The 24,657-nt window shown below is 72.6% G+C and carries 26 protein-coding genes and 1 tRNA gene; 16 read left to right on the top strand and 11 right to left on the bottom strand.

The window, feature by feature from the left end; translation table 11 throughout:
- Positions 1-104: 104 nt before the first annotated feature.
- From ACFYZ4_RS25405 to ACFYZ4_RS25395, 3 genes are all read right to left on the bottom strand, one after another.
- A complete protein-coding gene (locus tag ACFYZ4_RS25405) occupies positions 105-1,508 on the bottom strand; it encodes a serine hydrolase domain-containing protein (protein WP_390784867.1) in 1,404 nt (467 codons plus the stop codon).
- Between the two features lie 124 nt (positions 1,509-1,632).
- Positions 1,633-2,220, bottom strand: a complete 588-nt coding sequence (locus tag ACFYZ4_RS25400) for a hypothetical protein (protein WP_390784866.1) — start codon at positions 2,218-2,220, stop codon at positions 1,633-1,635.
- A 338-nt stretch (positions 2,221-2,558) separates the two neighbouring features.
- Complete coding sequence (locus ACFYZ4_RS25395) at positions 2,559-3,371, bottom strand: VOC family protein (protein ID WP_351289964.1); 813 nt, start codon at positions 3,369-3,371, stop codon at positions 2,559-2,561.
- Between the two features lie 113 nt (positions 3,372-3,484).
- Here ACFYZ4_RS25395 and ACFYZ4_RS25390 point away from each other — a divergent pair, with 113 nt between their 5' ends.
- Complete coding sequence (locus tag ACFYZ4_RS25390; RefSeq protein ID WP_390784865.1) at positions 3,485-4,087, top strand: HhH-GPD-type base excision DNA repair protein; 603 nt, start codon at positions 3,485-3,487, stop codon at positions 4,085-4,087.
- Positions 4,088-4,142: 55 nt separating this feature from the next.
- Positions 4,143-4,616 (top strand): cupin domain-containing protein, encoded by a 474-nt coding sequence (locus tag ACFYZ4_RS25385; protein ID WP_351289960.1) that lies wholly within the window; start codon positions 4,143-4,145, stop codon positions 4,614-4,616.
- On the opposite strand, the gene opcA is transcribed toward ACFYZ4_RS25385, so the two are convergent.
- Positions 4,565-5,497: a glucose-6-phosphate dehydrogenase assembly protein OpcA gene (gene opcA / locus ACFYZ4_RS25380; RefSeq protein ID WP_351289958.1), complete on the bottom strand. Its 933-nt coding sequence runs from the start codon at positions 5,495-5,497 to the stop codon at positions 4,565-4,567. The two genes, ACFYZ4_RS25385 and opcA, sit on opposite strands and share 52 nt — an antisense overlap.
- A 78-nt stretch (positions 5,498-5,575) precedes the next feature.
- On the bottom strand, positions 5,576-7,186 hold the full coding sequence (locus tag ACFYZ4_RS25375) for a helicase HerA-like domain-containing protein (protein ID WP_390784864.1): 1,611 nt from the start codon (positions 7,184-7,186) through the stop codon (positions 5,576-5,578).
- A gap of 88 nt (positions 7,187-7,274) precedes the next feature.
- Between ACFYZ4_RS25375 and ACFYZ4_RS25370 the strand changes: the two genes are divergently transcribed.
- Both ACFYZ4_RS25370 and ACFYZ4_RS25365 read left to right on the top strand, forming a co-directional pair.
- The gene (locus ACFYZ4_RS25370) at positions 7,275-7,571 is read left to right on the top strand and encodes a type II toxin-antitoxin system VapB family antitoxin (RefSeq protein ID WP_030010424.1); all 297 of its coding nucleotides are present in this window, start codon (positions 7,275-7,277) and stop codon (positions 7,569-7,571) included.
- Positions 7,572-7,685: 114 nt separating this feature from the next.
- Positions 7,686-8,369, top strand: coding sequence for a LytR C-terminal domain-containing protein (locus ACFYZ4_RS25365; protein WP_390784863.1), 684 nt, complete (start codon positions 7,686-7,688; stop codon positions 8,367-8,369).
- A gap of 75 nt (positions 8,370-8,444) precedes the next feature.
- On the opposite strand, the gene upp is transcribed toward ACFYZ4_RS25365, so the two are convergent.
- Positions 8,445-9,080: a uracil phosphoribosyltransferase gene (gene upp, locus ACFYZ4_RS25360; protein WP_030010426.1), complete on the bottom strand. Its 636-nt coding sequence runs from the start codon at positions 9,078-9,080 to the stop codon at positions 8,445-8,447.
- 163 nt (positions 9,081-9,243) lie between these two features.
- Here upp and ACFYZ4_RS25355 point away from each other — a divergent pair, with 163 nt between their 5' ends.
- From ACFYZ4_RS25355 to ACFYZ4_RS25310, 10 genes are all read left to right on the top strand, one after another.
- Positions 9,244-10,185 carry a universal stress protein gene (locus tag ACFYZ4_RS25355; protein WP_351289952.1) on the top strand — a complete coding sequence of 314 codons (942 nt, stop codon included), beginning with the start codon at positions 9,244-9,246 and terminating at the stop codon, positions 10,183-10,185.
- A gap of 84 nt (positions 10,186-10,269) precedes the next feature.
- Positions 10,270-10,449: a hypothetical protein gene (locus ACFYZ4_RS25350; protein WP_030027564.1), complete on the top strand. Its 180-nt coding sequence runs from the start codon at positions 10,270-10,272 to the stop codon at positions 10,447-10,449.
- Positions 10,450-10,807: 358 nt separating this feature from the next.
- A complete protein-coding gene (locus tag ACFYZ4_RS25345) occupies positions 10,808-11,356 on the top strand; it encodes a hypothetical protein (protein WP_390784862.1) in 549 nt (182 codons plus the stop codon).
- 59 nt (positions 11,357-11,415) lie between these two features.
- Positions 11,416-11,844 carry a tRNA adenosine(34) deaminase TadA gene (gene tadA, locus ACFYZ4_RS25340; RefSeq protein ID WP_051836524.1) on the top strand — a complete coding sequence of 143 codons (429 nt, stop codon included), beginning with the start codon at positions 11,416-11,418 and terminating at the stop codon, positions 11,842-11,844.
- Positions 11,845-11,903: 59 nt separating this feature from the next.
- A tRNA-Ser gene (locus ACFYZ4_RS25335) sits at positions 11,904-11,990 on the top strand.
- A gap of 108 nt (positions 11,991-12,098) precedes the next feature.
- Positions 12,099-12,389 (top strand): hypothetical protein, encoded by a 291-nt coding sequence (locus ACFYZ4_RS25330; protein WP_351287782.1) that lies wholly within the window; start codon positions 12,099-12,101, stop codon positions 12,387-12,389.
- A gap of 356 nt (positions 12,390-12,745) precedes the next feature.
- A complete protein-coding gene (locus tag ACFYZ4_RS25325) occupies positions 12,746-12,907 on the top strand; it encodes a hypothetical protein (protein WP_199808029.1) in 162 nt (53 codons plus the stop codon).
- A 254-nt stretch (positions 12,908-13,161) separates the two neighbouring features.
- Positions 13,162-14,148 carry an RNA polymerase sigma factor SigF gene (locus ACFYZ4_RS25320; protein WP_351287785.1) on the top strand — a complete coding sequence of 329 codons (987 nt, stop codon included), beginning with the start codon at positions 13,162-13,164 and terminating at the stop codon, positions 14,146-14,148.
- Positions 14,149-14,378: 230 nt separating this feature from the next.
- Positions 14,379-15,221: an RNA polymerase sigma factor SigF gene (locus ACFYZ4_RS25315; protein ID WP_351287788.1), complete on the top strand. Its 843-nt coding sequence runs from the start codon at positions 14,379-14,381 to the stop codon at positions 15,219-15,221.
- A 50-nt stretch (positions 15,222-15,271) separates the two neighbouring features.
- Complete coding sequence (locus ACFYZ4_RS25310) at positions 15,272-16,075, top strand: hypothetical protein (protein WP_390784861.1); 804 nt, start codon at positions 15,272-15,274, stop codon at positions 16,073-16,075.
- Between the two features lie 81 nt (positions 16,076-16,156).
- On the opposite strand, the gene ACFYZ4_RS25305 is transcribed toward ACFYZ4_RS25310, so the two are convergent.
- On the bottom strand, positions 16,157-16,399 hold the full coding sequence (locus tag ACFYZ4_RS25305; RefSeq protein WP_351287794.1) for a hypothetical protein: 243 nt from the start codon (positions 16,397-16,399) through the stop codon (positions 16,157-16,159).
- A 122-nt stretch (positions 16,400-16,521) separates the two neighbouring features.
- Here ACFYZ4_RS25305 and ACFYZ4_RS25300 point away from each other — a divergent pair, with 122 nt between their 5' ends.
- Together ACFYZ4_RS25300 and ACFYZ4_RS25295 are read left to right on the top strand one after the other, a co-directional pair.
- The gene (locus ACFYZ4_RS25300) at positions 16,522-17,004 is read left to right on the top strand and encodes a MarR family winged helix-turn-helix transcriptional regulator (protein WP_390784860.1); all 483 of its coding nucleotides are present in this window, start codon (positions 16,522-16,524) and stop codon (positions 17,002-17,004) included.
- 86 nt (positions 17,005-17,090) lie between these two features.
- Complete coding sequence (locus ACFYZ4_RS25295) at positions 17,091-18,671, top strand: MDR family MFS transporter (protein WP_390784900.1); 1,581 nt, start codon at positions 17,091-17,093, stop codon at positions 18,669-18,671.
- A 56-nt stretch (positions 18,672-18,727) separates the two neighbouring features.
- Here ACFYZ4_RS25295 and ACFYZ4_RS25290 read toward each other — a convergent pair whose 3' ends face one another.
- The 4 genes from ACFYZ4_RS25290 to ACFYZ4_RS25275 form a co-directional block, all read right to left on the bottom strand.
- Complete coding sequence (locus tag ACFYZ4_RS25290; protein WP_390784859.1) at positions 18,728-19,402, bottom strand: TetR/AcrR family transcriptional regulator; 675 nt, start codon at positions 19,400-19,402, stop codon at positions 18,728-18,730.
- 119 nt (positions 19,403-19,521) lie between these two features.
- On the bottom strand, positions 19,522-21,789 hold the full coding sequence (locus tag ACFYZ4_RS25285) for an ArnT family glycosyltransferase (RefSeq protein ID WP_390784858.1): 2,268 nt from the start codon (positions 21,787-21,789) through the stop codon (positions 19,522-19,524).
- A complete protein-coding gene (locus tag ACFYZ4_RS25280) occupies positions 21,786-23,054 on the bottom strand; it encodes a bifunctional glycosyltransferase family 2/GtrA family protein (protein ID WP_351287805.1) in 1,269 nt (422 codons plus the stop codon). The genes ACFYZ4_RS25285 and ACFYZ4_RS25280 overlap by 4 nt, the downstream gene beginning before the upstream one ends.
- 25 nt (positions 23,055-23,079) lie before the next feature.
- Complete coding sequence (locus ACFYZ4_RS25275; RefSeq protein ID WP_390784857.1) at positions 23,080-24,624, bottom strand: sensor histidine kinase; 1,545 nt, start codon at positions 24,622-24,624, stop codon at positions 23,080-23,082.
- Between the last annotated feature and the right edge of the window lie 33 nt (positions 24,625-24,657).

The following is a 24,657-nucleotide window of genomic DNA, read 5'->3' as shown; positions in this document are numbered from 1 at the left end:
CCCGCGTCGCTGCGTACAGCGTTCGCTTGAACCAGAACAACGTACGCCGATGCGTACAGCGTTCGCAAGCGGCCGTTCTGACGGCCCTGCGGCCCTCCGCCGGATCACATGGAGGCGGCCGGCACCCGGCCGAACAGCCGGCCCGCCAGGTCGACCCCGACGACCGCCCCGCCGGCGTCGCGGGTGAAGAAGCCGCGCTGGCCCTTCAGACCGCCGCTGGTGACGATGTACTCGTCCCCCTCGCCCGGCAGCAGCCCCATGGACTCCGCCGGATAGTCCGCGGGCATCTCGCTCTCCGCGGCCGCGCGGATCTCCGGCTTGATCCCGACCTCCAGCGTCAGACCGGTCCCGTCGGCGGCGATCACGAGCGCCATGGCGTCGTTCTCGTACCGCCCGGCCAGCTCCGGGGCACGCGCCGGGTCGTACGGCAGCGGCTCCGGGTCCCGGTCGACCACGCCGAGGCAGTGCTCCAGCGCCCACCGGACGACGGCCTGGTTGAAGAGGTACCCGTTCGCGTGGTTGGCCAGCGAGACCACCGCGAGGTCGTGCCCGGGCACGAAGAGCAGCTCGGAGAACTGGCCGTCGACCGATCCGCCGTGCCCGACGGTCCGCACGCCGTCCACGTCGCGCAGGAACCAGCCGAGGCCGAAGGCGTCGCCGAGCGTGCTGCCCCGCAGCTCGACCGACGGCTCCCGCATCCGCGCGAGCAGCCCGGCGGGCAGGATCCGCCCGCCGCCCTCGCCGAGGCCGTCACCCAGGTGGAACCGGGCCGCGCGCAGCTGGTCGGCCACCGAGGACACGAGGCCCCCGCCCGGGTTGTCGCAGCGCTTCCCCTTCCACATCCCGGAGACCGACGGCCTGCCGTCCCCGTCGGGGTTGTGGCCCACGGCGAACCGCCGCGTCACGACGTCACCGGCGAAGAAGAGGCTGTCCGACAGCCCCATCGGCTCGAACACGAGCCGGGTGACCGCCTGCTCGTAGGTCAGCCCGGTGACCTTCTCGACGATCCGCCCCAGCAGGTTGAAGCCGGCCTGGCTGTACGAGGGCCGGGCGCCGGGCTCCCCGATCAGCGGCAGCGAGGCCAGCTCCGCGACGAAGCCCTCCAGGGCGTCGTCCCCCTCGCCGGTGTCGGTGACGAGGTTCCAGTCCAGCCCCGCGGTGTGGTTGAGCAGCTGCATCACGGTGATCTGCGCCGCGGCCCGTTCGTCGGCGAGCACGAGCTCGGGCAGGTACCGGCGCACCGGCGCGTCCAGCTCGACCCGGCCCTCCGCGACCAGGCGCATCAGTACGGTCGCCGTGTAGGTCTTGGTGACCGAGCCCAGTACGAACAGCGTCCGCTCGTCCACGGGCAGCGGGTTGGCCACGCTCGTCACGCCGTGGCAGGCGTAGGAGGCCCGGCCGTCCGCCCACACGCCGACGGCGACGCCCGGAATCCCGAACTCCGCGGCCTTCGCCGCGACGAACTCGGACAGTGCGGCCTGCGTCTTCGTGTTCTGGTCGCTGCTCATCGTGGTCTCTCCTCGGTGTCGTCCGTCTCGGTGGACAGGACGATGCCCGCACCGGCTGATACCGGGCCCTCCACCACCGCTGACAGCGGTGGTGGAGGGCCCGCGAAGATTGCCCGGGCAGGGCTTAGCCGACGTACGCGTCGAACGCCGGGAAGCAGACGGCGTTGTCCGCGCTGCAGATGTCGGGGCCGCCGCGCGGCGCGACGTCCGCGGCGGGGAGCTCGTACGTCAGCAGGCTCAGCGTCCGGCCCGAGGCGAAGACGGCCGTGGCGTCGCGGACCGGCCCGGCGCCGGGGCCTGGCGTCGCGGATCCGGCGTAGCGGTACGGGCCGTGGCCGCCGTCCACGACGGCGAGGAAGACCGTACGGGTGCCGGTCGCGCCGGGCTCGCCGGGGTACAGCCCGCCCTTGGTCACCAGCCGGATCCCGATCCGCGCCCAGAACGTGGGCAGCGGCCTGCAGCTGAGGTCCGCCCGCTCGGCACGGACCACGGCGAGGCAGTAGTGGCGGTCGTCCGGCATCCAGGCGAGCTCGCCCGCGCCGGCCGCGGGCTCACGGTGGATCACGATGATCGAGTCGTCGCCCTGAGCCCTGGCCCCCGGGTGCTGCCGGCGGACCGCTTCCAGCAGCGGGGCGTCGGCGGGGGTGACCTGCCCCTCCCCGACGGGCGCGGCCGGCCCGGACGTCGAGGGCGCCCCGGGCGTCGCCGGCACGGGCGAAGGGGACGCGGGCGAAAGCGAAGGCGACGCGGACGGCGAGGGCGGCACGGACGGCGACGACGGCACCGGCGAGGGCGGGAGCATCAGCGAAGGCGCGGGCGAGGGCGGTGCCCCCGGCGACAGCGGCGGTGCCGGGGGCGGTGCGCACGAGGCCGCCGCCAGCATCGCCAGCCCGCATCCCGCCGCCGCCAAGACCGTTCCACGTCTCATCAGATCCGCCCCCGCACCACTCGAACGTACGTGTAGGGGCGAAGTCTGCCGGGCGGTGCGGCGCAACGGTCCGGCGGGCCGCGAGACCCGCGACCCGCCGCATCTCCCCACACGCGCCCGGCTCAGCCGAAGGAGGGCATCTCCCCGACCGTCGTCGTCATGTCGATCACCGCGAAGGCGGCGCCCTGCGGGTCCGTGACCGCCGCGAACCGGCCGAACGGGCTGTCCATCGGCCCGAAGTGCAGCTTCCCGCCGTGCTTCTTCGTCTTCGCGACCGCCTCGTCGCAGTCCGGGACCCCGAAGTAGATCTGGATGTACGGCGGGAGCTCCGGCGGGAAGTCGTCGTCCATCTTCATCCGGCCGAGCACCGGGTTCCCGCCCCCGCCGACACTGAAGATCTTGAAGTCCATGTTCGCCATCTCGGGGTCGTCGCCCGGGTCCATCTGCTGGGCTCCGTACGGGAACACCTTCGGAAGGAACGCGTCCGGCTTGGCCGGCTCCCGGGTGAAGACCTCCGCCCAGGCGTACGCCCCGGCCTCGCCCATCTTCTCGAAGCCCTTGTGCTCGCCCGGCTGCCAGACGCCGAAGACGGCGCCGCTCGGCTCCTTGGCGATCACCATCGTGCCGAAGGCGCCCACCTGCATCGGGCCCATCAGCACCTCGCCGCCGGACGAGGTGATCTTCTCGGCCGTGGCCGCCGCGTCGGGCGAGGCGAAGTACAGACACCACTGCGAAGGGGCGTCGACCCCCGGCATCGGCGGCACGACGGCCGCCACGGCCTTGCCGTCGGAATAGGCCTGCGTGTAGTTGCCGTACTCGCTGCTGGCTTCGCCGAAGGTCCAGCCCAGCACGTCGGCGTAGAAGGTCTTGGCACCTTCCACATCGGTGAACATCGCGTCCACCCAGCACGGCGCGCCCTCGGAGAACTCAGGCATGTTCGATCGACTCCTCGACTCGTAGCTGTCGTCTCGTACCGGTCGTCGTACTCACGCTAGGCGCGCGGTGTGCCGACCGCGCGGGGAGCGCGCCCACGCGGGACGCTGGTGCCATGGACAAGGACATCACCATCCGGCTGGCGCAGCAGCCGGAGGCCGACGCACTGCTCGGCCGGAGCCCGCTCGCCGCGCTCGTCGGGATGCTGCTGGACCAGCAGGTACCCATGGAGTGGGCGTTCTCGGGGCCCTGGACGATCGCGCAGCGGATGGGCGCCGACGATCTGGACGCGCACGCCATCGCCGCGTACGACCCGGAGGCCTTCGCCGCCCTGCTCTCCGAGAAGCCCGCCGTGCACCGGTATCCGGGGTCGATGGCGACGCGGATCCAGCAGCTGTGCGCGTACCTGGTGGAGCACTACGGCGGGAACGCGGAGGCGGTCTGGGCCGACGCCGCGACGGGCGGGGAGCTGCTGAAGCGGCTCAAGGCGCTGCCGGGCTTCGGGGAGCAGAAGGCGCAGATCTTCCTCGCCCTGCTGGGCAAGCGGCTCGGCGTGCGCCCGACGGGGTGGCGGGAGGCCGCGGGCGGGTACGGCCAGGCCGGCGTCTACCGTTCGGCGGCCGACATCACGGGCCCGGAGTCACTGGCCAAGGTGCGGGCGCACAAGCAGGAGATGAAGGCCGCCGCCAAGGCCGCGAAGGCCGCCGGCGGGTCCTGACGGGCCCGGGAAAAGGAAGATCCAATTCCCCTGCCGGGACCGTAGATTGAGGCACATGACAGAGAATCTGACGCGCGCCGCCACGGCCGAAGCCATCCACGACGCCCCCGGCAGCCTCATCACCCTGCTCACCGACACCGCCGAACTCACCTGCAACACCGCGACCTTCGAGGAGGGCGCGGCCGGGGCCCCGGTGCACTTCCACACCAAGGCCACCGAGTTCTTCCACGTCACCTCCGGGCAGCTCGACGTCCTCGTCGGCGACGAGATCCACACCCTGGGCGCCGGCGACTTCATGGCGGTCCCGCCGGGCGTCAAGCACGCCTTCGCCCCCGCCGCCGGCCACACGGCCGGCGTCTTCGTCGGCTTCACCCCCGGCATGGCCCGCTTCGACTACTACCGGCTCCTCGGCCGGGTCAACGCGGGCGAGGCCACCGTGCAGGACATCAAGGACAGCTCGGCGACCTACGACAACCACTACGCGGAGAGCGCCGCCTGGAGCGGCCGCCGCCGCAGCGCGGAGCCGTAGACCACGTCCGCGTCGAGGCGGCGCAGCTCCTCCGAGATCAGTTCGGCGTTGCTGCGGATCTTCAGGGCCACCCTGCGGTCGACGCTCCCCGGCAGGACCAGGGTGGCCAGCGCGCCCGCGGGCCGGTCCACCCGGATCTCGCCGCCCGTGGTCCGCAGGCTGACCCGGGTGATCACCGGGCCGGGGCTCTCCACCCGGTCGACCGGCACGCCGAGCCGGTCCTCCAGCCAGCGCGCCAGCAGCTCCGCGCTCACGTTGCCGGCCTCGCTCTCCACCGTCGCTCCCGTCACGGGCAGCGGCTTCTGGTCGAGGGCGGCGGCCAGCAGCGCCCGCCACTGGGTCAGCCGGGTCCAGGCCAGGTCGGTGTCGCCGGGCTGGTAGCCCGCGGCCCGCTCGTCGAGCACGGCCACGGGGTCCGCGGCGGCGGACGCGTCGGTGATCCGGCGCTGCGCGAGCGCGCCCAGCGGATCCCCCGCCAGGTCGGCGGGGGCGTCGGCCGGCCACCACGCCACCACGGGCGCGTCCGGCACGAGCAGCGGCAGGACGACCGAGGCGGTGTGGTCGGCCAGCGCCCCGTGCAGGCGCAGCAGCACGATCTCCCCGGTCCCGGCGTCGGTGCCGACGCGCAGTTCGGCGTCCATCCGGGTGGCGCGGAGCGTGAGCGGGCCGCGCGAGACCCGCCTGATCACCGCGATGATGCGGCACGGGTGCTCGCGCGAGGCCTCGGAGGCCGCGCGCACGGCGTCGTAGGCGTTCTCCTCGTCGGTGACGACGACGAGGGTCAGCACCAGCCCCATGGCGGGGCTGCCTATGGCCCGGCGGGCTTCGAGCAGGGCCCGGTTGACCTTGCTGGACGTGGTGTCGGTGAGTTCGGTCCGCATACGACGAGTCTGTCAGCGCGCACCCGGGTAACGGCAATCGGTTCGCTCGACTCCGCCTCGAAGGCCCGCCCACCGCTGTCACCGACGTTTGCGGGCCGTCCCGAAGACGGAGCGCGAGATCTCCCGGCCAAGCTGGGTCCCGATCGACCGTGCCAGCGAGCGGAACAACCCGCTCCCCACCACCTGTTCGGCCAGTGAGGGATCCGGCTTCCGAGCGCTGCGCGCGGCCCTCGCCGCCTCCTTCTCCGCCTCCTTGGCCTGCTTCTCGGCCTCGGCGGCGGCCGCCGCGGCCTCCGCCCGCGCCTCGGCCGCGGCCTGCTCGGCGCTGATCTTCTCGTACGCCGACTCGCGGTCGACCGGCTCCGCGTAGCGCGACCAGAGCAGCGAGGACTTCACCGCCCGGTCCAGGGCGGCGGGTTCGATCGGCCCCATCAGCGACTGCGGGGCGCGCAGCCGGGTCGCGGCGACCGGGGTCGGGGCGCCCTTCTCGCTGAGCACGGTGATGACGGCCTCGCCGGTCCCCAGCCCGGTGAGCAGCTCCTCCAGGTCGTACGCGGAGTTCGGGAAGGTCTTCACGGTCGCCTTCAGCGCCTTGGCGTCGTCGGGGGTGAAGGCGCGCAGTGCGTGCTGCACCCGGTTGCCGAGCTGGGCGAGCACGTCCGCCGGTACGTCCTTGGGGGTCTGCGTCACGAAGAAGACGCCGACGCCCTTGGAGCGGATGAGGCGCACGGTCTGGGTGATGGAGGTGAGGAAGGCCTTCGAGGCCCCGCTGAACAGCAGGTGCGCCTCGTCGAAGAAGAAGACGAGCTTGGGCTGCTCCAGGTCGCCGACCTCCGGCAGGTCGTTGTAGAGGTCGGCCAGCAGCCACATCAGGAAGGTGGAGAAGAGCTGGGGCTTGTCCTGGACCGCCGGGAGTTCCAGTACGGAGACCAGTCCGCGGCCGTCCGGGGCCGTGCGCAGGAATTCGCTCGTGTCGAACTCCGGCTCCCCGAAGAACTCCGCGGCGCCCTGCTGCTCGAAGGCGGTCAGCGCCCGCAGGATCACCCCGGCCGTCACCGTGGACAGTCCGCCGATGCCCTTGAGTTCGGGTTTCCCCTGGTCGGAGACGAGGAAGGCGACGACCGCGCGCAGGTCCTTGAGGTCGATCAGCTCCAGGCCCTTGGTGTCGGCATAGTGGAAGATCAGGCCGAGGGACTGCTCCTGCGTCTGGTTGAGCTGGAGCACCTTGGACAACAGGACCGGGCCGAAGCTGGTGACGGTGGAGCGGACCGGGATCCCGGGGCCGATCCCGCCGAGGGAGTAGAACTCGCTCGGGTACGCGGTCGGCTCCCACTTCTGGGCCACCTCCCGGGCCCGTTCGTCGATCCTCGGGCCGGCCGTGCCGGGCGCCGAGATCCCCGAGACGTCCCCTTTGACGTCCGCCAGGAAGACGGGCACGCCGTTGGCCGACAGCTGCTCGGCGATGAGCTGGAGCGTCTTGGTCTTGCCGGTGCCGGTCGCGCCGGCGACCAGCCCGTGGCGGTTGAGCATCGACAGCGGGATGCGGATCTGACGGTCGGGCAGGCAGCCGCCGTCCCAGAGCAGGGCCCCGAGATCGAGCGTGGGTCCGGTGAAGGCGTACCCGGCGGCGATCTTGTCGGCCGGGCCCGTCTGGTCCGCCGGGACGGCGGGGTCGGTGCTCTCGCTCATGGATCACTCCCCAAATAGCGCTGTTCGTCACTTTTGCACCACCGCTTCGAGGCTGCGCCCGCAGGCGCGGGCCCGGTAGGCTTTCCGTGTGATCTTCAAGCGCATCGGAAGCGGGCGGCCGTACCCCGACCACGGCAGGGAAACCACCCGGCAGTGGGCGGACGTCGCGCCGCGCCCGGTCCGGCTCGACCAGCTCGTGACGACCAAGGGACAGCTGGACCTCGAAACGCTGCTCGCCGAGGACTCCACCTTCTACGGCGACCTGTTCGCCCATGTCGTGAAGTGGCGGGGCGACCTCTACCTGGAGGACGGGCTGCACCGCGCCGTGCGCGCCGCCCTCCAGCAGCGCCAGGTCCTGCACGCCCGCGTCCTCGAGATGGACTGACGTGTTCGCGTAATGGACTGACGTGTTCGCGTAGATTGCGCCTTTCGGGTCACCATTGACCTATCAGCAGATCATTTAGTAGGCATCGCCACCGGGCCGCACTACGCTGCGCCCATGAGCATGCTCACTCCCCCCGGCATGGGCGGAAAGTACCGCGTCACGGGAGCCGCCTACCCCCGTATGAGCCGCAAGCGGAGCCGTCCTCGGATCGTCCTCGCCATCCTCGGCTCGGTCCTCGCGCTTGCCCTGGTCGGCTACGGGGCAATGCAGCTCATCGACGTGTTCCGCGGCGACGGCCCGAAGCGGAACACGGCTGCCGGCGCCAAGGACTGCCCGACGACGCCTCCCAAGGGCGCTGCCAAGGGCGGCCCCACCGCCGCCTCCAACACCTCGGCCACCGCCTCGGCCGCCGCGAAACCCGCGGTCGTGCTCCCGCCGCCCGGCGAGATCACGGTCAACGTCTACAACGCGACCCCGCGCGCGGGCCTGGCCAAGGCCGTCGGCGACGAACTGGCCAAACGCGGCTTCGTCATCGGCCACGTCGGCAACGCCCCGGCCGACTTCGACAAGAAGGTCCCCGGCACCGGGATACTGCTGGGCTCCCCCGCGACGGACAAGGCCGCCTTCTCCGTCCTGGGCACCCAGCTCGCCGGCACCACCCAGCAGACCGACACCCGCGAGGGCGCGGACATCGACCTGATCCTGGGCGACGCCTTCAAGGAGCTCAGTACGAAGGAGGACGCGGACAAGGCGCTGGCCGTCCTGGCCAACCCCCTGCCCGCGCCCGCCAAATGCTGAACGCCTGAACCGCGTACCGGCGTGCCGGCCGGCCGCTCTCCCGCTGGAGCGCGGTGTCGGCCGGCCGCCGGACGGCTATTCGGCCGAGCCGTACATCCGGTCGCCCGCGTCGCCCAGCCCCGGCACGATGTAGCCGTGCTCGTTGAGCCGCTCGTCCACCGCGGCCGTCACCACGGTCACCGGCGTGCCCGCCAGCTCGCGCTCCATGATCTCGACGCCCTCGGGCGCCGCCAGCAGCACCACGGCGGTGACGTCGTCGGCGCCGCGCTTGATCAGCTCCTGGATCGCCGCGACGAGCGTGCCGCCGGTGGCGAGCATCGGGTCGACGACGTAGACCTGGCGTCCGGAGAGGTCCTCCGGCATGCGCGTCGCGTACGTGGAGGCCTCCAGGGTCTCCTCGTTGCGGACCATGCCCAGGAAGCCCACCTCGGCGGTCGGCAGCAGTCGCACCATGCCGTCGAGCATGCCGAGGCCGGCCCGCAGGATCGGCACGACCAGCGGCCGCGGGTGGGACAGCTTCACGCCGGTGGTCGGGGCGACCGGCGTCTCGATGTCGGCCTGCTCGGTGCGCACGTCGCGGGTGGCCTCGTACGCGAGCAGGGTGACCAGCTCGTCGGCGAGCCGCCGGAAGGTGGCGGAGTCGGTGCGCTTGTCGCGCAGGGTGGTGAGTTTGTGCGCCACCAAGGGGTGATCGACGACCTGCAAACGCACAACATCCTCCAAAACTGAGCCTGCGACCAGCAAAAACGGCCGCACGACGCGACCTGCACCCAAAAGGCTACGCGGTGACGCGGCCCCTTCGCGTCCGCAGCGGCAGCCACGCCCGCAGCGGCCTGCGGATGCGACCCGCCCGGACGCCCAGCACGCTGGACGGATGAGCAACGCACCGGTGATCGCAGCCGTCGACGGGTCCGAACACAGCCTCAAGGCCCTGGAGTGGGCGAGGGCCGCAGCCGTCCGGCACGGTACGGAGCTGATGATCGCCCATGTTCTGCCCGACCACGCCCAGTTGTATGCGGGCCGCCGGGCTGCCCTGCACGACGCCTCGCAGCCGGCGGAGTTCGCCGACCCCGTCAAGGACTGGGTACGGGCCCTGCTCGGCGGCGGCTCCGAGCTGCCCGAGGGGGTCCGGTACGAGGCCCTGGAGGGCTCGGTCCCCGAGGCGCTGCGGGTGATCGGTGCGGGGGCCCTGATGCTGGTGATGGGCTCCCGGGGGCGCGGCGGCTTCGCCAGCCTGCTGCTCGGTTCGAGCAGCAGGGCGGTGGCGTCGTCGGCCCCGTGCCCGGTGGTGGTGGTCCCGCACGCGGAGCGCAACGCCGAGGCGGCCGCCTCCGAGGAGTCCGCCGGGCGCGTGGTGCTCGGGCTGCACGCCGCCGAGACGCCCGACGACGTACTGACCTTCGCCTTCGCGGAGGCGGCCGTGCGGGGGACCACCGTCCAGGTGGTCTCCGCGTACGCCGTCCCGCCCGCACCGGCCCTGATGATCGACCGCCCCTTCGAGGTGATCCCGCCGGAGGGCCTCGCCGACGAGGGGGACGGCGTACCGGCCGAGCGGGAGATGCTCCGCTCCCAGACGGCGCGGCTGGCGCCCCTGCGCACGCGCTACCCGGACGTCCCCGTCGAGCAGGCCGCGGTCCCCGGCGACCCGGCGGGCCGGCTGGTCGACGCCTCGCGGTCGGCGGCCCTGGTGGTGGTCGGCCGCCACCACCCGCGGCGCACCGCCATGTCCCTGCAGATCGGCTCGGTGGCCCATGCGGTACTGCACCACGCGCACGGCCCGGTGGCGATCGTGCCGACCCTCAAGGACGACGTCTGACCTGCACAGGGGTGGCATCAAACGCCCCGTCCGGGGCAAGGTGGGTGCAGGGGGAAACGACCGACCTGCCCAGGGTGGTGGCCGATGCCCGACACGCAGCCGAGCGACGATGCGCCGGAGACCGCGGCCCAGCGCCGAGCACGCCGCGCGCAGTTCCTGCGCGACCTCATGGAGGCCCGCGCCCTGCGCGACCGCGTCCAGCCCCGCCGCGCCCGCGCGGCCCGCATGCGCCAACAGATGCGCATGCGCACCTTCCGCTGGTAACCACCCCATCCAGCCCCGCCTGCCCCCCATCCAGCCCCGCCGGCGTTTGAGGCGCGGGGTCCGGGGCGGAGCCCCGGGGGCCGGCCGCAGGCCCGGCACGCCGCGACACGGCCGAGCCGAACCGCCCGCCGCGCACCCCCCGGCACGGCCCCGCCACCCCGCCCCCACAACCCCGCAAGCCCCCCGCAGGGACACGGCACGGCACGACGCAAGCGCCGAAGACCTCTCGCAAAGCCGCTGTTTCTGCCACGATGCCGATTGGGCGGGGCACAAGCGGCGAGCACGCGGCCGTTGCGGCCCCAACCTCCGGCCGGGGGGACCTCCAACCGGCACGCCTAAGACCAGTGGGAGAGTCACGGTGTATTTCGCCGCACTGCTCGCGCGCACCGAAGACGGGTGGGAAGCGAGCGACATGGAACTCGACGACGTCGAGTCCCTCAGTGATCTGATCGATCTCGCCCGTTCCGCCGCTGTCGACGACGACACGGTGGTCGCCCTCATCGAGCAGGAGGACGCCTGGTTCGGCGTCGTCCGCGTGGACGGCGAGGAGGACCCGCGGTACTTCGTATCGAACGCCTCCGCGGCCGCCCGCAGCTCCTACGGCTCGATGCTGACCAAAGAGCTGCTGGGCAGCGACGAGGAGGACGACGAACTCGACGAGCTGGACCTGGACGGCACCGAGGACGGCGAGGAGGATGCCGTCGCCGCCTACACGGACGAGGACGCCGACGAGGACGGGACGGGCGGGGCCGGCGCGGAACCGGTACCAGCCGGTCCGCTCGGCGACCCCCGGCTGCTGGACGACCTCGGGGTGACCAACAAACAACTGATGACCCTCGACGGGGACGCCCTCTCGGAGATCGCCGAGTCCCTCGGCGCCACCGAGGTCCTGGAGGCCGTCCGCTAGTGATCCGCACGCACGACACGCACACCACCGATCCCGTACGGGACCCGTGGCGGGACTCCATGCGCCTGGCGCTCCAGGAGGCCGCCCGGGCGGTGCCGGCCGGCGATGTGCCGGTCGGCGCCGTCGTGCTGGGCCCGGACGGGGAACTCCTCGCCACCGGGTACAACGAACGCGAGGCGACCGGCGACCCCACGGCGCACGCCGAGGTCGTGGCGCTGCGCCGGGCGGCCGCCGCGCGCGGCGAATGGCGGCTTCCGGGGTGCACCCTCGTGGTGACCCTGGAGCCGTGCGTGATGTGCGCGGGCGCTCTCGTGCAGTCGCGCGTCGCCCGGGTCGTCTACGGCGCGGACGACGAGAAGGCGGGCGCGGCCGGGTCCCTGTGGGACCTCGTACGGGACCGCCGGCTCAACCACCGTCCCGAGGTGGTCCGCGGCGTCCTCGCCGAAGAGTGCGCCCGGCAGCTGACGGACTTCTTCCGTGAGCTGTGACGGCGGGGCCGCGGATACGGATTTCGGCGCACGGGCCACCTTGGGCTAAGCTCTCTCTCGGTAGCGTGTCCGAGCGGCCGAAGGAGCACGCCTCGAAAGCGTGTGATGGTGCAAGCTATCCGTGGGTTCAAATCCCACCGCTACCGCTCTGAACGAGAGCCCCGCCCCGCAAGGGTCGGGGCTCTCGTCGTTCGTGGCGCTCCCGTCCGGCGGACAGCCGCGTGACCGCCCGCCCCTTCGGCCGTTGTCACGGCATGACCAAGACCCAGCGCATCCTCGCCGCCATCGCCCTCGCGGGGGCCGCCGCGGGCCTCGCCGCACCCGCCGCCTCGGCCGCCCCGATCGCCCCCCTCGCCCTCCCGGACCTGCCGACGGCCGCGCCCGGGATGCCGGCGGGGGCCCAGCCCACTTCCGTCGCGGAGATCGGGTCGAAGCTCAGCGAGGGCGCGAACCAGCTCAACGCGGTCATGGAGGTGCCGAACCAGCTGTACCCGGTGGTCGCGCCCGTGGAGCCCGTGCTGGGCCTGGCCGGCGGCATCGAGTAGCCCGTACGGCACGAAGAAGGCCCCGACCGGGGTCGGGGCCTTCGACGAGTGGGACGGGGGAAGTGGCATCGGGGGGACAAAACCACTTCCCCCGACGAGGACGGACCTACCGGTCCGGGCCGCAGTCAGGGGGAAGCCGGCGGCTCGGACCCCGCAGTGAGGTCCTGTCCCTCACCCACCGATTTCCTGCCAGAACCGGTGGGCTCACACCCATCCTGTGCCCGCCGCGACCCCGGACCCAGCGGCAAAGGACCCGGAGTGCCGGGTCATTGGTCCTTAAAGGACACGTCAGTGTCCAATCTTGACCGGTTAGACTCACCCGACTTGCAAGGACCGGTTGGGGAGGCCGCCCGCTCGTGGACACCAGGAAACTCATCACGGGTGCCCTCACCGTGTTCGTCCTCTTCGTGATCATCACCCAGCCGAAGAGGGCGGCCGAGATGGTGGAAATAGGCTTCCAGGGGATATCGGATGCCGCATCCGGCATCGGCGAGTTCATGACCGAACTGGTGCGCTGACCCCGTACGCTGAAGCGGTTCCCGGAATTCCGGCCCCCCACTCCGACGGGTGGGGGGCTTTTTGCATACCCATCACTGGGCGTATTGCCCTGATATGCCCAACTTGCCCTCAACACGGCGTTATACGGTGCTTGCACACAGTGCACATCTCTTGTGATGCTATGACCGCTTTTGACGGATGAGTTGACTGAAGGGGTGGCGTGACCGTGCCGGCCAGTACTGCGCCTCAAGTGCCACCCCAGCAGGACCCCCAGGTGCCGACCCAGCAAGAGCCCCGCCAGGAATCCCGCCCGGATTCCCGCCCGGAATCCGGCCAGGAGTCCGGCCCGGAATCCGGTCAAGCGCCTGGTCAAGGGTCCGGCCGGGAGTCCGGCCGGGAAGGCCCGCGAGAAGCCCCCGGGGAAGCCCGCCCGGAGCCCCTTCCGGAGGCCCGCCAGGAGCCGCCCGAGGAGCCCCCGGCCCCACCGAGACCCCCGAGCCGGGGCGCGGACACCCGCGCCCTCACCCAGGTCCTCTTCGGCCAGCTGAAGGGCCTGGAGCCGGGCACCGGCGAGCACACCCGGGTGCGCGGGGCCCTCATCGAGGCCAACCTCCCGCTCGTCCGGTACGCGGCCGCCCGCTTCCGCAGCCGCAACGAGCCGATGGAGGACGTGGTCCAGGTCGGCACCATCGGCCTGATCAACGCCATCGACCGCTTCGACCCGGACCGCGGCGTGCAGTTCCCGACCTTCGCGATGCCGACCGTCGTGGGCGAGATCAAGCGGTACTTCCGCGACAACGTCCGCACCGTCCACGTACCGCGCCGCCTCCACGAGCTGTGGGTCCAGGTCAACGCCGCCACCGAGGACCTCACCACGCTCCACGGGCGCACCCCGACCACCCCGGAGATCGCCGAACGCCTGCGCATCACCGAGGACGAGGTGCTGTCCTGCATCGAGGCCGGGCGCAGCTACCACGCGACCTCGCTGGAGGCCGCCCAGGAGGGCGACGGCATGCCCGGGCTGCTGGACCGGCTCGGCTACGAGGACCCGGAGCTGGCCGGGGTCGAGCACCGCGACCTCGTCCGCCACCTCCTCGTACAACTGCCCGAGCGCGAACAGCGGATCCTGCTCCTGCGGTACTACAACAACCTGACGCAGTCACAGATCAGCGCCGAGCTCGGGGTCTCCCAGATGCACGTCTCACGGCTGCTCGCCCGGAGCTTCGCCCGACTGAGATCCGCAAACAGGATCGAGGCGTAACCGTAACGAGTGGAGATCATTCGCATGTTTCCCGACAGATCGGGCTGATCGCCTTCCGAGCGCTCCTGTCGCTGGAGATATATGTCGACTTGGCGCTACAGCGTGTTGCCGACATGTGACATTCTGCTTGAACCGCGTTTGCCGCAGCCCCGCCTCCGGTATTCAGGTGGAGGCTGCGTTCCTCCGACGGGCGCGCCGTACGCGACCGTCCGCGACCTCAAGGGGGTGGCATGTCCGTAGACCAGGGCAGCTCCAAGGTGCTCACACTCGTCAAGAGCGTGACGCCGCCGGCAGTGTCCGACCGCTCGGAAGCCATCGACACCCGCACCCTCTCCCGCTCCCTCTTCCAGCGACTCGCCACCCTGGACGCGGACAGCCCCGACCGGGCGTACGTACGCGACACCCTGATCGAGCTGAACCTGCCCCTTGTGCGGTACGCCGCGGCCCGCTTCCGCAGCCGCAACGAACCGATGGAGGACATCGTCCAGGTCGGCACCATCGGCCTGATCAAGGCGATCGACCGGTTCGACTGCGAACGCGGCGTGGAGTTCCCGACGTTCGCGATGCCGACCGTCGTGGGCGAGATCAAACGATTCTTTAGGGACACCTCCTGGTCCGTCCGCGTCCCGCGGCGGCTCCAGGAGCTGCGCCTGGCGCTGACCAAGGCCAGCGACGAGCTCGCCCAGAAGCTGGACCGCTCGCCGACCGTGCCGGAGCTCGCCGCCGTGCTCGGGGTCTCGGAGGAGGACGTGGTCGACGGTCTCGCCGTCGGCAACGCCTACACCGCCTCCTCGCTCGACTCGCCCTCTCCGGAGGACGAGGGCGGCGAGGGCTCGCTCGCGGACCGCCTCGGGTACGAGGACACCGCGCTCGAAGGCGTCGAGTACCGCGAGTCCCTGAAGCCGCTGCTCGCCAAACTCCCGCCCCGGGAACGGCAGATCATCATGCTGCGCTTCTTCGCGAACATGACGCAGTCGCAGATCGGCGAGGAGGTCGGCATCTCCCAGATGCACGTCTCCCGGCTGCTGACCCGCACCCTCGCGCAGCTGCGCGCAGGCCTCATCGGAGAGTGACCGGGCGCCGCCCGCTTCCCAATTGACGATCCGTCAGGAAAACTGGCGCGATGCGAAAGGGATCGCGAGCGGCCACCGCCCTCCTCGCCCTGTGCTGCACGGCCGTCGCCGGCCTCACCGGCTGCGGCGGCGCGGCGCGGGACGGCTACGTCGCCGTGGGCGCCGCGGCCCCGGGCCCCGAACGGGGCGCGGGGGAGAACGTGGCGCCGCAGGGACACGTGGAGTTCCAGCAGCTCGGCGGACCCTCCTCCGCGGCGGGCGGATCCTCCGCGTCGTCCGGCACGTCGACGGATGCGTCGACAGGTACATCGGCAGGTACGTCGGCCCAGGCTCCGGGATCCGGGCTTCCGGGCGGCTCCACCCCGGGCGGAGCCGCGGCCACCGCCTCCGGCGGCCCCGCGGGCACTCCCGGCGCCCCGGCAGGCCCCGGGCGGACCCCGCCGGCGGCGGGCGCGCCGAACGCTCCGGGGACCCCGTCGACCTCGCCCACGGGCCCGGGCGGCCCGTCCACCAAGCCCGGCACCACACCCCCGGCCCCGCCCACGACCCCGGCGAAGCTGACGCTGTCCACGCCGACCAGGGCGGCCGCGGCCGACCGCTGGTGCGAGCGGGTCACGGTGACCTTCACGAACACCGGGACGACGGCGGCCCGTGCGGGCACGGTCAGCTTCGCGACGCACATCATCGGCGCGCTCGGCATCGACTGGGCCACGATCACCACGACCCAGCCGCTGCCGTCGCCCCTCGCGGGCGGAGCCTCGAAGACGCAGACCTACACGGTGTGCGTGGAGGCCTGGCGGGTGCCGCTGGGCATGCACGTGGACACCCGGAACGTCACCGCCACCTGGAGCTGAGGCCGGCGGAGCCGGTCTCAGCCGACGGAGCCTGCCTCAGCCGGAGCCGGCCCGTGCCGGAGTCGGCCCGTGCCGGAGTCGTCAGTGCAGGACCACCCAGGCGGCCGCGCCGATCATGAGGACGAGCCCGATGATCAGCGCCACCTTGGCGGTCGAGCCCGAGGACCCGGACCGCTCCTGCTCCGCGGCGCGGCGCTGCTGGCGGGAGCCCGGTGCCGGCTGGCGGGCCGGTGCGGCCTCCTCGACGAACGCCCGGAACATCTGCGTGCTGCCCGCGGGGTCGTAGTTGCCCTCGGGGACCTGTGAGTTGTGGTTCTCAGCCATGGAGCAGGACCCTAGCCGGTTTTCCGATTCTTTTACCGCCCCACCCCCCGGATTCGTTTGCCTGTAGCAACCATTCGCTTCTATGGTTGCCTGAAGCAACAAGATGGGGGGACCCGGTGACGATGACCACGCGGACGACTGCGACCGCCCCGACCACTGCACCGACTCCGTCCGCTCCACCCGCTCCGCCCACTCCGCACGAGGAGCTGGCCCGCCAGCTCACCGGGATCGGCGCGGTCAAGCGCGAGCTCGCCCGCAGCCTGCCCCCGGACTGCCCGCCCGGCGCGGCCGCCGTCCTCACCGTGCTGGACCGGCACGGGGAGATGCGGCTGAGCCGGCTGGCCGAGTTCATGGCGGTCGACATCTCGGTGACCAGCCGGCACGTCACGCACGTCGCCGACCGCGGCTGGATCGAGCGCGAGACCGACCCCGGCGACGGACGCTGCCGGATCCTGCGGCTCACGCCGACCGGCCGGGCGCTGCTCGCCGAGCTCGGCGCCCGCCACACGGCCGCGCTGGAAAGAGCCCTGCACGGCTGGTCCGCCCAGGACATCGACCTGCTCAACACCCTGCTGGCCCGACTCCGATCGAGCTTCTGGACGTAAGGAAAGACATGGCGCAGTCGGAGACGACGACCGACAACTCACCCAAGGCCACGGCCGCGGGAGCATCCGCTTCCGCGGCCGTGACCATGACCCACCCGCAGATCATGAAGGCGCTGTCCGGGCTGATGCTCGGCATGTTCGTGGCGATCCTGTCGTCCACCATCGTGTCGAACGCCCTGCCCCAGATCATCAGCGACCTCGGCGGCACGCAGTCCTCGTACACCTGGGTGGTCACGGCAGCCCTGCTGTCGATGACGGCGGCCACCCCGCTGTGGGGCAAGCTGTCCGACCTGTTCAGCAAGAAGCTGCTGGTCCAGATATCCCTCGTGATCTACGTCCTCGGCTCCGTGGTCGCGGGCCTGTCCCAGAACACCGGCACGCTCATCGCCTGCCGCGTGGTCCAGGGCATCGGCGTCGGCGGTCTGTCGGCCCTCGCCCAGATCGTCATGGCCGCGATGATCTCCCCGCGCGAGCGCGGCCGGTACAGCGGCTACCTCGGCGCGGTCTTCGCCGTCGCCACCGTCGGCGGCCCGCTGCTGGGCGGTGTCATCACCGACACCGAGTGGCTGGGCTGGCGCTGGTGCTTCTACGTCGGCGTGCCCTTCGCGATCATCGCCCTGATCGTGCTCCAGCGGACCCTGCACCTCCCGGTCGTCCGCCGCGACGTCAAGGTCGACTGGCTGGGCGCCTTCCTGATCAGCGGGGCCGTCTCGCTGCTGCTGATCTGGGTCACGCAGGCCGGCGACTCCTACGAGTGGATCTCCTGGCAGACCTGGGCCATGACGGGCGGCGCGGTGCTGCTCGGCCTGCTCTTCGTCCTCGTCGAGTCCCGCGCGAGCGACCCGATCATCCCGCTGCGGCTCTTCCGCAACAAGACGATCACCCTGGCGTCGGCGGCGTCGCTGTTCGTGGGCATCGCGATGTTCTCGGGGACCGTGTTTTTCAGCCAGTTCTTCCAGTTGGCCCGCGGTGAGTCCCCCACGATGTCCGGAATCCTCACGATTCCGATGATCGCCGGCCTCTTCGTCTCCTCCACCCTTTCCGGTCAGGTGATCACCAAGACCGGCAAGTGGAAGGCCTGGCTCGTCTCCGGCGGCGTGCTGCTGACCGTCGGTCTGGGCCTGCTGGGCACCCTGCGGTACGACACCCCGTACTGGCACATCGCGATCTACATGGCGCTGACCGGCCTCGGTCTCGGCATGATGATGCAGAACCTGGTCCTCGCCACCCAGAACCAGGTGGCCCCCGAGGACCTGGGCGCGGCCAGCTCGGTCGTCACCTTCTTCCGCTCGCTCGGCGGCGCCATGGGCGTCTCCGCGCTCGGCGCGGTGATGGCCAACCGGGTCACGCACTACGTCCAGGACGGGCTGGCCGCACTCGGGCCGAAGGCCGCGGCCGCGGGCCGGAGCGGCACCGCCGGGGGCGGGATCCCCGACCTCGACAAACTGCCCGCGCCCATCCGCGAGGTCATCGAGTCCGCGTACGGGCACGGCGTCGGCGACGTCTTCCTCTACGCCGCCCCGTTCGCGCTCCTCGGCCTGGTGCTGGTGGTGTTCATCAAGGAGGTCGCGCTGAAGTCGAAGCCGGCGGCCCACTCCCCGGCGGCGGCCTCGGCCGAGCTGGCGGAAGCCACCGCCGGGACCACCGAGACCGCCGTCAAGGCCTGAGCGGTGTCAGGGCCCTGGCGGTGTCAGGGCCCTGAGCCGTGGCCTTGGCCCCGGTCTCACGCCGTGGCCTTCGCCTTGGGCTGGGCCTTGGCCTTGGAACGTGCCTTGGCCTCGGGCCGCGCCTTGGCCTCGATGCCCGCGATCAGGACGTCGAGCGCGAGACAGAAGTCGGCCTCGGGCGCCCGCCGGACCGCGCCCCCACAGCCCTGCAGGAACTGCGACACGGCCAGGTGGGCGCCGGTCCGGGCGGCGTCCGCCAGCCCGGTGGCGTCCAGCAGCCGCTGGAGGGCCGCGTCGAAGGCCCGCGCGTGCGGGCCGATGTTCGGATAGGCGGCGGTGAGCGGAGCCACCCACGGGTGGTCCGCCAGCACCCGCCGGTAGCCCCGGGCCAGCGTCTGCAGCCGGCCCGGCCAGCCCGCCTCGCCGCTCCCCGGCGGCGCGGCCGGCAGCCTGAACTCGCCCAGGGCACGGTCCAGGGCGAGTTCGAGCAGATCATGCTTGGTGTCCACGTACCAGTACAGGGACATCGCGGTGACCCCGAGACCGGCGGCGAGCCGCCGCATCGAGAAGCGGGCCAGCCCCTCGGCGTCGAGCAGCCGTACGGTCGCGGCGGTGATCCGCTCCCGGTCGAGTCCGGAGGGTGCCTCGGTGCGGCGTCTGGCGGGGGCGGCGGGCCTGGCGGTCAGCCACACACTGGTCCGGGTCTCGCCCGGATCGGCCGCGGTCACCATGCAGGCACCCTCCTCACGACAGGTGGATCAGCCCGGAATGCCCGGTCCGCCCTCTTGATGCTAGGGGGTGTCCCGTCGATCGGGCCGGATGAGACCCGATCGGACCGGATCCGACCGGGTCATGACGTCGGGGCGGTCAGATCGTAGAAAGTGGCCCCGCCGACCGTGGACTCCTTGAAGCCGGCCTTGACCCAGTTCTCGATCTCGCTGCTGGTGCTGCCGCCCGGCCCGCCGCCCGTCCGCGCGCCGCCCTCGGCGGTTCCGGGGCCGCCGGTGCCGGCCGTGCCGCCGGTGCCGGCCGTGCCGCCGGTGGAGCCGCCCTGGCCGATGAACCAGTGGATCTTCCCTTCCCGCACGTAGGCCTTGAACTGCTCCAGGGTCGGCGAGGGGTCGCTGCCGTTGAAGCCGCCGATCGCCATGACGGGCGCGCCCGAGGCCAGCTGGTAACTGGCCGCGTTCTGCGAGCCGATGGCCGCCGCCGCCCACCTGTACCTGGCCGCGTCGGTGGTGAGGGCCGCCTTGGCCTCGGCGCCGACCTGCGCCCCGTTCAGCAGACCGCCCGCGCCGCCCGGCCCGCCGCCCGTGCGCGCGCCACCGCGTCCGCCGTCGCGTCCGCCCGCAGCGCCCTGGCCCGGCGGCATACCGCCCTGCGGCAGTCCACCGCCCGGCAGCGCGGCACCCGGCTGACCGGCACCCGGCTGACCACCGCCGGTCCCGCCCGTGCCCGGCTGCCCGCCCTGGGCACCCTGGCCACCCGGCCCGCCCTGCGGCATCTCGCCGGCGGCACCCCGGAAGCCGCCCATCATGCCGCCGGGGCCGCCCCGGCCGCCCGCCACCGCCGGTCCGGCGGTCACGATGGAACCGGTGTGCCCGGTGCTCACCGTGGTCAGGCAGTACGCCAGCGGCCCGGCCAAGGACGCCGCCACGCCCAGCGCCGCCACGGCCGGCAGCATCCGGCGGCCCGCCCGCGCGGCGAACGGCAGCGCGGCCGCGGCGAGCAGCCCGCCCACCAGCACCGCCCAGCGCAGCCACGGCAGATAGCCGGTGGCGCGGCCCAGCAGGACGTACGACCAGACGGCCGTCAGGGCCAGCGTGCCGGAGAGGGTGATCGCCACGGCCACGCTGCCCCGCTCCTCCCACAGGACGGCGACGCCCATGCCGATCAGCGCGGCCACGAACGGCGCCAGGGCCACGGTGTAGTACTCGTGGAAGATGCCCTGCATGTAGCTGAAGACGATCGCGGTGATCAGCAGCGAGCCGCCCCAGGCCAGGAAGGCCGCCCGGGCCATGCCGTCCAGCGAGTCGGTGGCCCGGCGGGCCCGCCAGGTCACCACCAGCCCGGCCACCAGCAGCACCAGGGCCGCGGGAAGCAGCCAGGAGATCTGCCCGCCGATGTTGCCCGCGAACAGCCGGTCGAAGCCGGTCTCGCCCCAGCCGCCTCCCCCGGCCCTGCCGCCCGGGCCGCCCATGGCGCCCTCGGGCAGGCCGTAGGCCGCGGCGCCGCCGGTCCGGGCACCGCCGCCGACGCTGCCGGTCTCGTTGCCGTTGATCCGGCCCAGGCCGTTGTAGCCGAGGGTCAGTTCCAGGAAGGAGTTGTTCTGCGAACCGCCGATGTACGGGCGGGAGGACGCGGGCCACAGCTCCACGATCGCCACCCACCAGCCGCCGGCCGCCACCATCGCGAGCCCGGCCAGCAGCAGCTGGCCCAGGCGCCTGCGCAGCCGGGTCGGCGCGCAGACCGCGTACAGCAGCGCGAGCGGCGGCAGGATGACGAAGGCCTGCAGGGTCTTGGTGAGGAAGGCGAAGCCGACGGCGACACCGGCCCAGACCAGCCACTGGGTACGGGCCCCGTCGAGGGCCCGCAGCACGCAGTAGACGGTGACGGTCAGCAGCAGCGTCAGCAGGGCGTCGGGGTTGTTGAAGCGGAACATCAGCGCGGCGACGGGCGTGAGCGCGAAGGCCGCTCCGCTCAGCAGCGCCGCACCGGGCCCGAACTGCCTGCGTACGGCCGCGTACAGCACGGCCGTCGTACCGACGCCCATCAGGGCCTGCGGGACGAGGATCTGCCAGGAGCCGAGCCCGAACAGCCGGACCGACAGCATCATCGGCCAGAGGGCGGCCGGGGGCTTGTCGACGGTGATGGAGTTCCCGGCGTCGGAGGAGCCGAAGAAGAAGGCCTTCCAGCTCTCGCTGCCCGCCTGCGCGGCGGCGGAGTAGAAGGAGTTGGCGTAGCCGGAGGAGCCCAGGTCCCACAGCAGCAGGACGGCGGTGGCGATCAGCAGTCCGGCGAGGGCGGGCCGTTCCCAGCGGGGCCGTTCGACGGCGCGCCGGCCGGTACGGGCCCGGGTCTCGGGGACCGGGAAGAGCGGAGTTGCCGCGGTGGTCATCGAATGTCGTCCTTCGCAGGAGTGTCGCGCCGGTCGGGGAAGACCCAGGCGCGGAAGAGCAGGAACCGCAGCACGGTGGCGGCGAGGTTGGCGGTGATCAGGACGGCCAGTTCGGTGCCGTGCGCGGGATCGGCGGTGGCCGCTCCGAGCGCCGCCAGGGAACCGCTCGTCAGGGCCAGCCCGATGCCGAACACCACCAGCCCCTGGGCCTGGTGGCGCACGGCCCGGTCCCGGCCGCGGACGCCGAAGGTGAGCCGGCGGTTGGCCGCGGTGTTGGCGACCGCGGAGAGCAGCAGGGCGGCGCCGTTGGCCGTCTGCGGGCCGGTCCCGCCACGGAAGGCGGAGTACAGCAGCAGGTAGAGCAGGGTGGACAGGGCTCCGACGGCGCAGAAGCCGAGGAGCTGGCGGGCCAGTCCGCCGTCCACGCCGGGCAGTGCGGCGCGGTCGCGCGGATCGTCGCCGAAGGGGCGGGCGAGCCGGTCGAGCGGGAGCGCTCCGACGGCCAGCGCCCGGCCCACGCGCCAGACCCCCTTCAGGTCCTCGGTGGCGGTCCTGACGATGTGGACGGTGGAGTCGGGGTCGTCGACCCAGTCCACCGGCACCTCGTGGATCCGCAGCCCGGCCCGCTCGGCGAGGACGAGCAGTTCGGTGTCGAAGAACCAGCCCGTGTCCTCCACCAGCGGCAGCAGCCGCTCGGCGACCTCGCGCCGGATGGCCTTGAACCCGCACTGGGCATCGCTGAACCGGGCGGCGAGCGAGGACCGCAACAGGAGGTTGTAGGCCCGGGAGACGAACTCCCGCTTGGCTCCCCGCACCACCCGTGAGGATCGGGCCAGCCGGGTGCCGATGGCCAGGTCGGAGTGACCGGAGATCAGCGGTGCGACCAGCGGCAGCAGGGCGTTCAGGTCCGTGGAGAGGTCCACGTCCATGTAGGCGAGGACGGGGGCCTCGGAGTCGGACCACACGGTGCGCAGCGCCCTGCCCCGGCCCTTCTCCTCCAGCCGGGTGCTGCGTACGCCGTCCAGTGCGGCGGCGAGCCCGGCCGCGACCTCGGGGGTGCGGTCGGTGCTCGCGTTGTCGGCGACCGTGATCCGGAAGGGATAGGGGAAGGTCCTGGTGAGGTGCTCGTGCAGTCGGCGTACGCACGGGCCGAGGTCCTTCTCCTCGTTGAAGACCGGGATCACCACGTCGAGGACGGGCTCACCCGGCACGAGCGCGAGGGGCGCCCGTGCCGGAAGGGCCCCGGGAGAGGTGTCGGTTGGCATGCTCCGACCCTCGTGGAGCGGCCTGTCACCGCTGTGTGGTGAGCCTGTGCCCTGTCTGTGAGTCCGGCTCCGCCGTGCCCGTGCCCGTGTCCGTGCCCGTGCCCGTGCCCGCGGGCCGGGCGAGCGGCAGCACGACCTCGAAGCGGGTCCGCCCGGGCTCGCTCTGTACGCCGACCCGCCCGCCGTGCGCCGCGACCACGGCCTGGACGATGGCGAGCCCGAGTCCGGTGGAGCCAGCCGTGCGGGAGCGGGAGGCGTCGCCGCGGGCGAAGCGCTCGAAGACGTGGGGGAGCAGCTCCGGTGGAATACCGGGCCCGTCGTCCTCGATGCACAGCCGGATGGCGGATGTTTCACGTGAAACATCGGCGGTGACGGTGGTGCCGGGCGGGGTGTGCGTGCGGGCGTTGGCGAGCAGGTTCACCAGGACCTGCTGGATCCGGGCCGGGTCGGCCCGTACGGTCGCGGGCTCCTCGGGCAGGTTCAGGCGCCAGTGGTGCCCGGGCCCTGCGGCGCGGGCGTCGCTGACGGCGTCGACGACGAGCGGGGCCAGGTCGGTCTCGGCGTCGGCGGTGGAGGGCGGGCGGCCCGCGTCGAGCCGGGCCAGCAGCAGCAGGTCCTCGACGAGGCCGGTCATCCGGGTGGCCTCGGACTCGATCCGGCCCAGGGCGTGCCGGGTGTCGGGGCCGGGCTCCTCCCGCCCCCGGCGGGTCAGTTCGGCGTACCCGCGGATGGAGGCGAGCGGGGTGCGCAGTTCGTGGCTGGCGTCGGCGACGAACTGCCGGACCCGCATCTCGCTCTGCTGGCGGGCGGTGAGGGCGGAGGAGACGTGGCCCAACATCCGGTTGATGGCCGCGCCGACCTGGCCCACTTCGGTCCGCGGGTCGGCCTCGGCGTCGGGGACCCGCTCGTGGAGGGCGGGCTCGCCCTTGTGCAGGGGAAGTTCGGAGACCCGGGTGGCGGTGGCGGCCACCCGGCGCAGCGGGCGCAGCGCGACCCCGACCAGGGCCTGCCCGGCGAGGGAGGCCGCGATCAGCCCGGCCAGGGTGACGCAGACCTCCACCCCGACCAGGGTGCCCACGATGGAGTCGACCTCGCTCAGCGGGAAGGCGAGGGCGAGGCTCCCGTCGGGCGCGGCCAGCACCCGGTAGGAGCCGAGGCCGGGAAGGTCTATGTCCACCGGCCCGGACCCGGCCCGCGCGCGCTGCCCGCCCGGCCCGCCCTCCCCGCGCTGCGCTGCCTGCGCGGCCTTCCGAGCGGTCTCGGCGAGCGCTCTGCTCTGGGCCTCGGTGAGGGCCGGTGCCTCGTCGGGCACGCCCTCGACGCGGACGTTGCGGGCGGTCCCGAGCACCGTGCCGGCGGGGTCCAGACGTACCCCGGTGGCGTTCAGCGGGCTGCCGGGGGCCGTGACGAAGCCGGTGCTGTTCTGCCGGGCCGGCTTCCCGGCGGGCATCCGGACGGCCATCCCGACAGAGGTGATCAGTTTCTCGTCGAGCTGATTGACCAGGTACGAGCGCAGGGCGAGGGTGGTGACGGTCCCGATGGCCGCACCCACGACGGCGATCAGCGCCACGGCCGAGACGACGAGCCGGGTCCGCAGCGACCA

The sequence above is a fragment of the Streptomyces sp. NPDC001513 genome (assembly GCF_042894695.1).
Lineage (GTDB): Bacteria > Actinomycetota > Actinomycetes > Streptomycetales > Streptomycetaceae > Streptomyces.
Note: the sequence above shows the minus strand (reverse complement) of the source record. Positions and strands in the feature narration are given on the sequence as shown.

Bases quoted from the DNA above. Each gene is read 5' to 3' on its own strand.
- ACFYZ4_RS25300 (WP_390784860.1), top strand. From the start codon at position 16,522: ATGACCACGCGGACGACTGCGACCGCCCCGACCACTGCACCGACTCCG.
- ACFYZ4_RS25315 (WP_351287788.1), top strand. From the start codon at position 14,379: ATGTCCGTAGACCAGGGCAGCTCCAAGGTGCTCACACTCGTCAAGAGC.
- ACFYZ4_RS25290 (WP_390784859.1), bottom strand. From the start codon at position 19,402: ATGGTGACCGCGGCCGATCCGGGCGAGACCCGGACCAGTGTGTGGCTG.
- ACFYZ4_RS25330 (WP_351287782.1), top strand. From the start codon at position 12,099: ATGACCAAGACCCAGCGCATCCTCGCCGCCATCGCCCTCGCGGGGGCC.
- ACFYZ4_RS25350 (WP_030027564.1), top strand. From the start codon at position 10,270: ATGCCCGACACGCAGCCGAGCGACGATGCGCCGGAGACCGCGGCCCAG.
- ACFYZ4_RS25385 (WP_351289960.1), top strand. From the start codon at position 4,143: ATGACAGAGAATCTGACGCGCGCCGCCACGGCCGAAGCCATCCACGAC.
- ACFYZ4_RS25285 (WP_390784858.1), bottom strand. From the start codon at position 21,789: ATGACCACCGCGGCAACTCCGCTCTTCCCGGTCCCCGAGACCCGGGCC.
- ACFYZ4_RS25305 (WP_351287794.1), bottom strand. From the start codon at position 16,399: ATGGCTGAGAACCACAACTCACAGGTCCCCGAGGGCAACTACGACCCC.
- ACFYZ4_RS25355 (WP_351289952.1), top strand. From the start codon at position 9,244: ATGAGCAACGCACCGGTGATCGCAGCCGTCGACGGGTCCGAACACAGC.
- tadA (WP_051836524.1), top strand. From the start codon at position 11,416: ATGCGCCTGGCGCTCCAGGAGGCCGCCCGGGCGGTGCCGGCCGGCGAT.
- ACFYZ4_RS25280 (WP_351287805.1), bottom strand. From the start codon at position 23,054: ATGCCAACCGACACCTCTCCCGGGGCCCTTCCGGCACGGGCGCCCCTC.
- opcA (WP_351289958.1), bottom strand. From the start codon at position 5,497: ATGCGGACCGAACTCACCGACACCACGTCCAGCAAGGTCAACCGGGCC.
- ACFYZ4_RS25365 (WP_390784863.1), top strand. From the start codon at position 7,686: ATGAGCATGCTCACTCCCCCCGGCATGGGCGGAAAGTACCGCGTCACG.
- ACFYZ4_RS25295 (WP_390784900.1), top strand. From the start codon at position 17,091: ATGACCCACCCGCAGATCATGAAGGCGCTGTCCGGGCTGATGCTCGGC.
- ACFYZ4_RS25395 (WP_351289964.1), bottom strand. From the start codon at position 3,371: ATGCCTGAGTTCTCCGAGGGCGCGCCGTGCTGGGTGGACGCGATGTTC.
- ACFYZ4_RS25390 (WP_390784865.1), top strand. From the start codon at position 3,485: ATGGACAAGGACATCACCATCCGGCTGGCGCAGCAGCCGGAGGCCGAC.
- ACFYZ4_RS25375 (WP_390784864.1), bottom strand. From the start codon at position 7,186: ATGAGCGAGAGCACCGACCCCGCCGTCCCGGCGGACCAGACGGGCCCG.
- ACFYZ4_RS25310 (WP_390784861.1), top strand. From the start codon at position 15,272: ATGCGAAAGGGATCGCGAGCGGCCACCGCCCTCCTCGCCCTGTGCTGC.
- ACFYZ4_RS25405 (WP_390784867.1), bottom strand. From the start codon at position 1,508: ATGAGCAGCGACCAGAACACGAAGACGCAGGCCGCACTGTCCGAGTTC.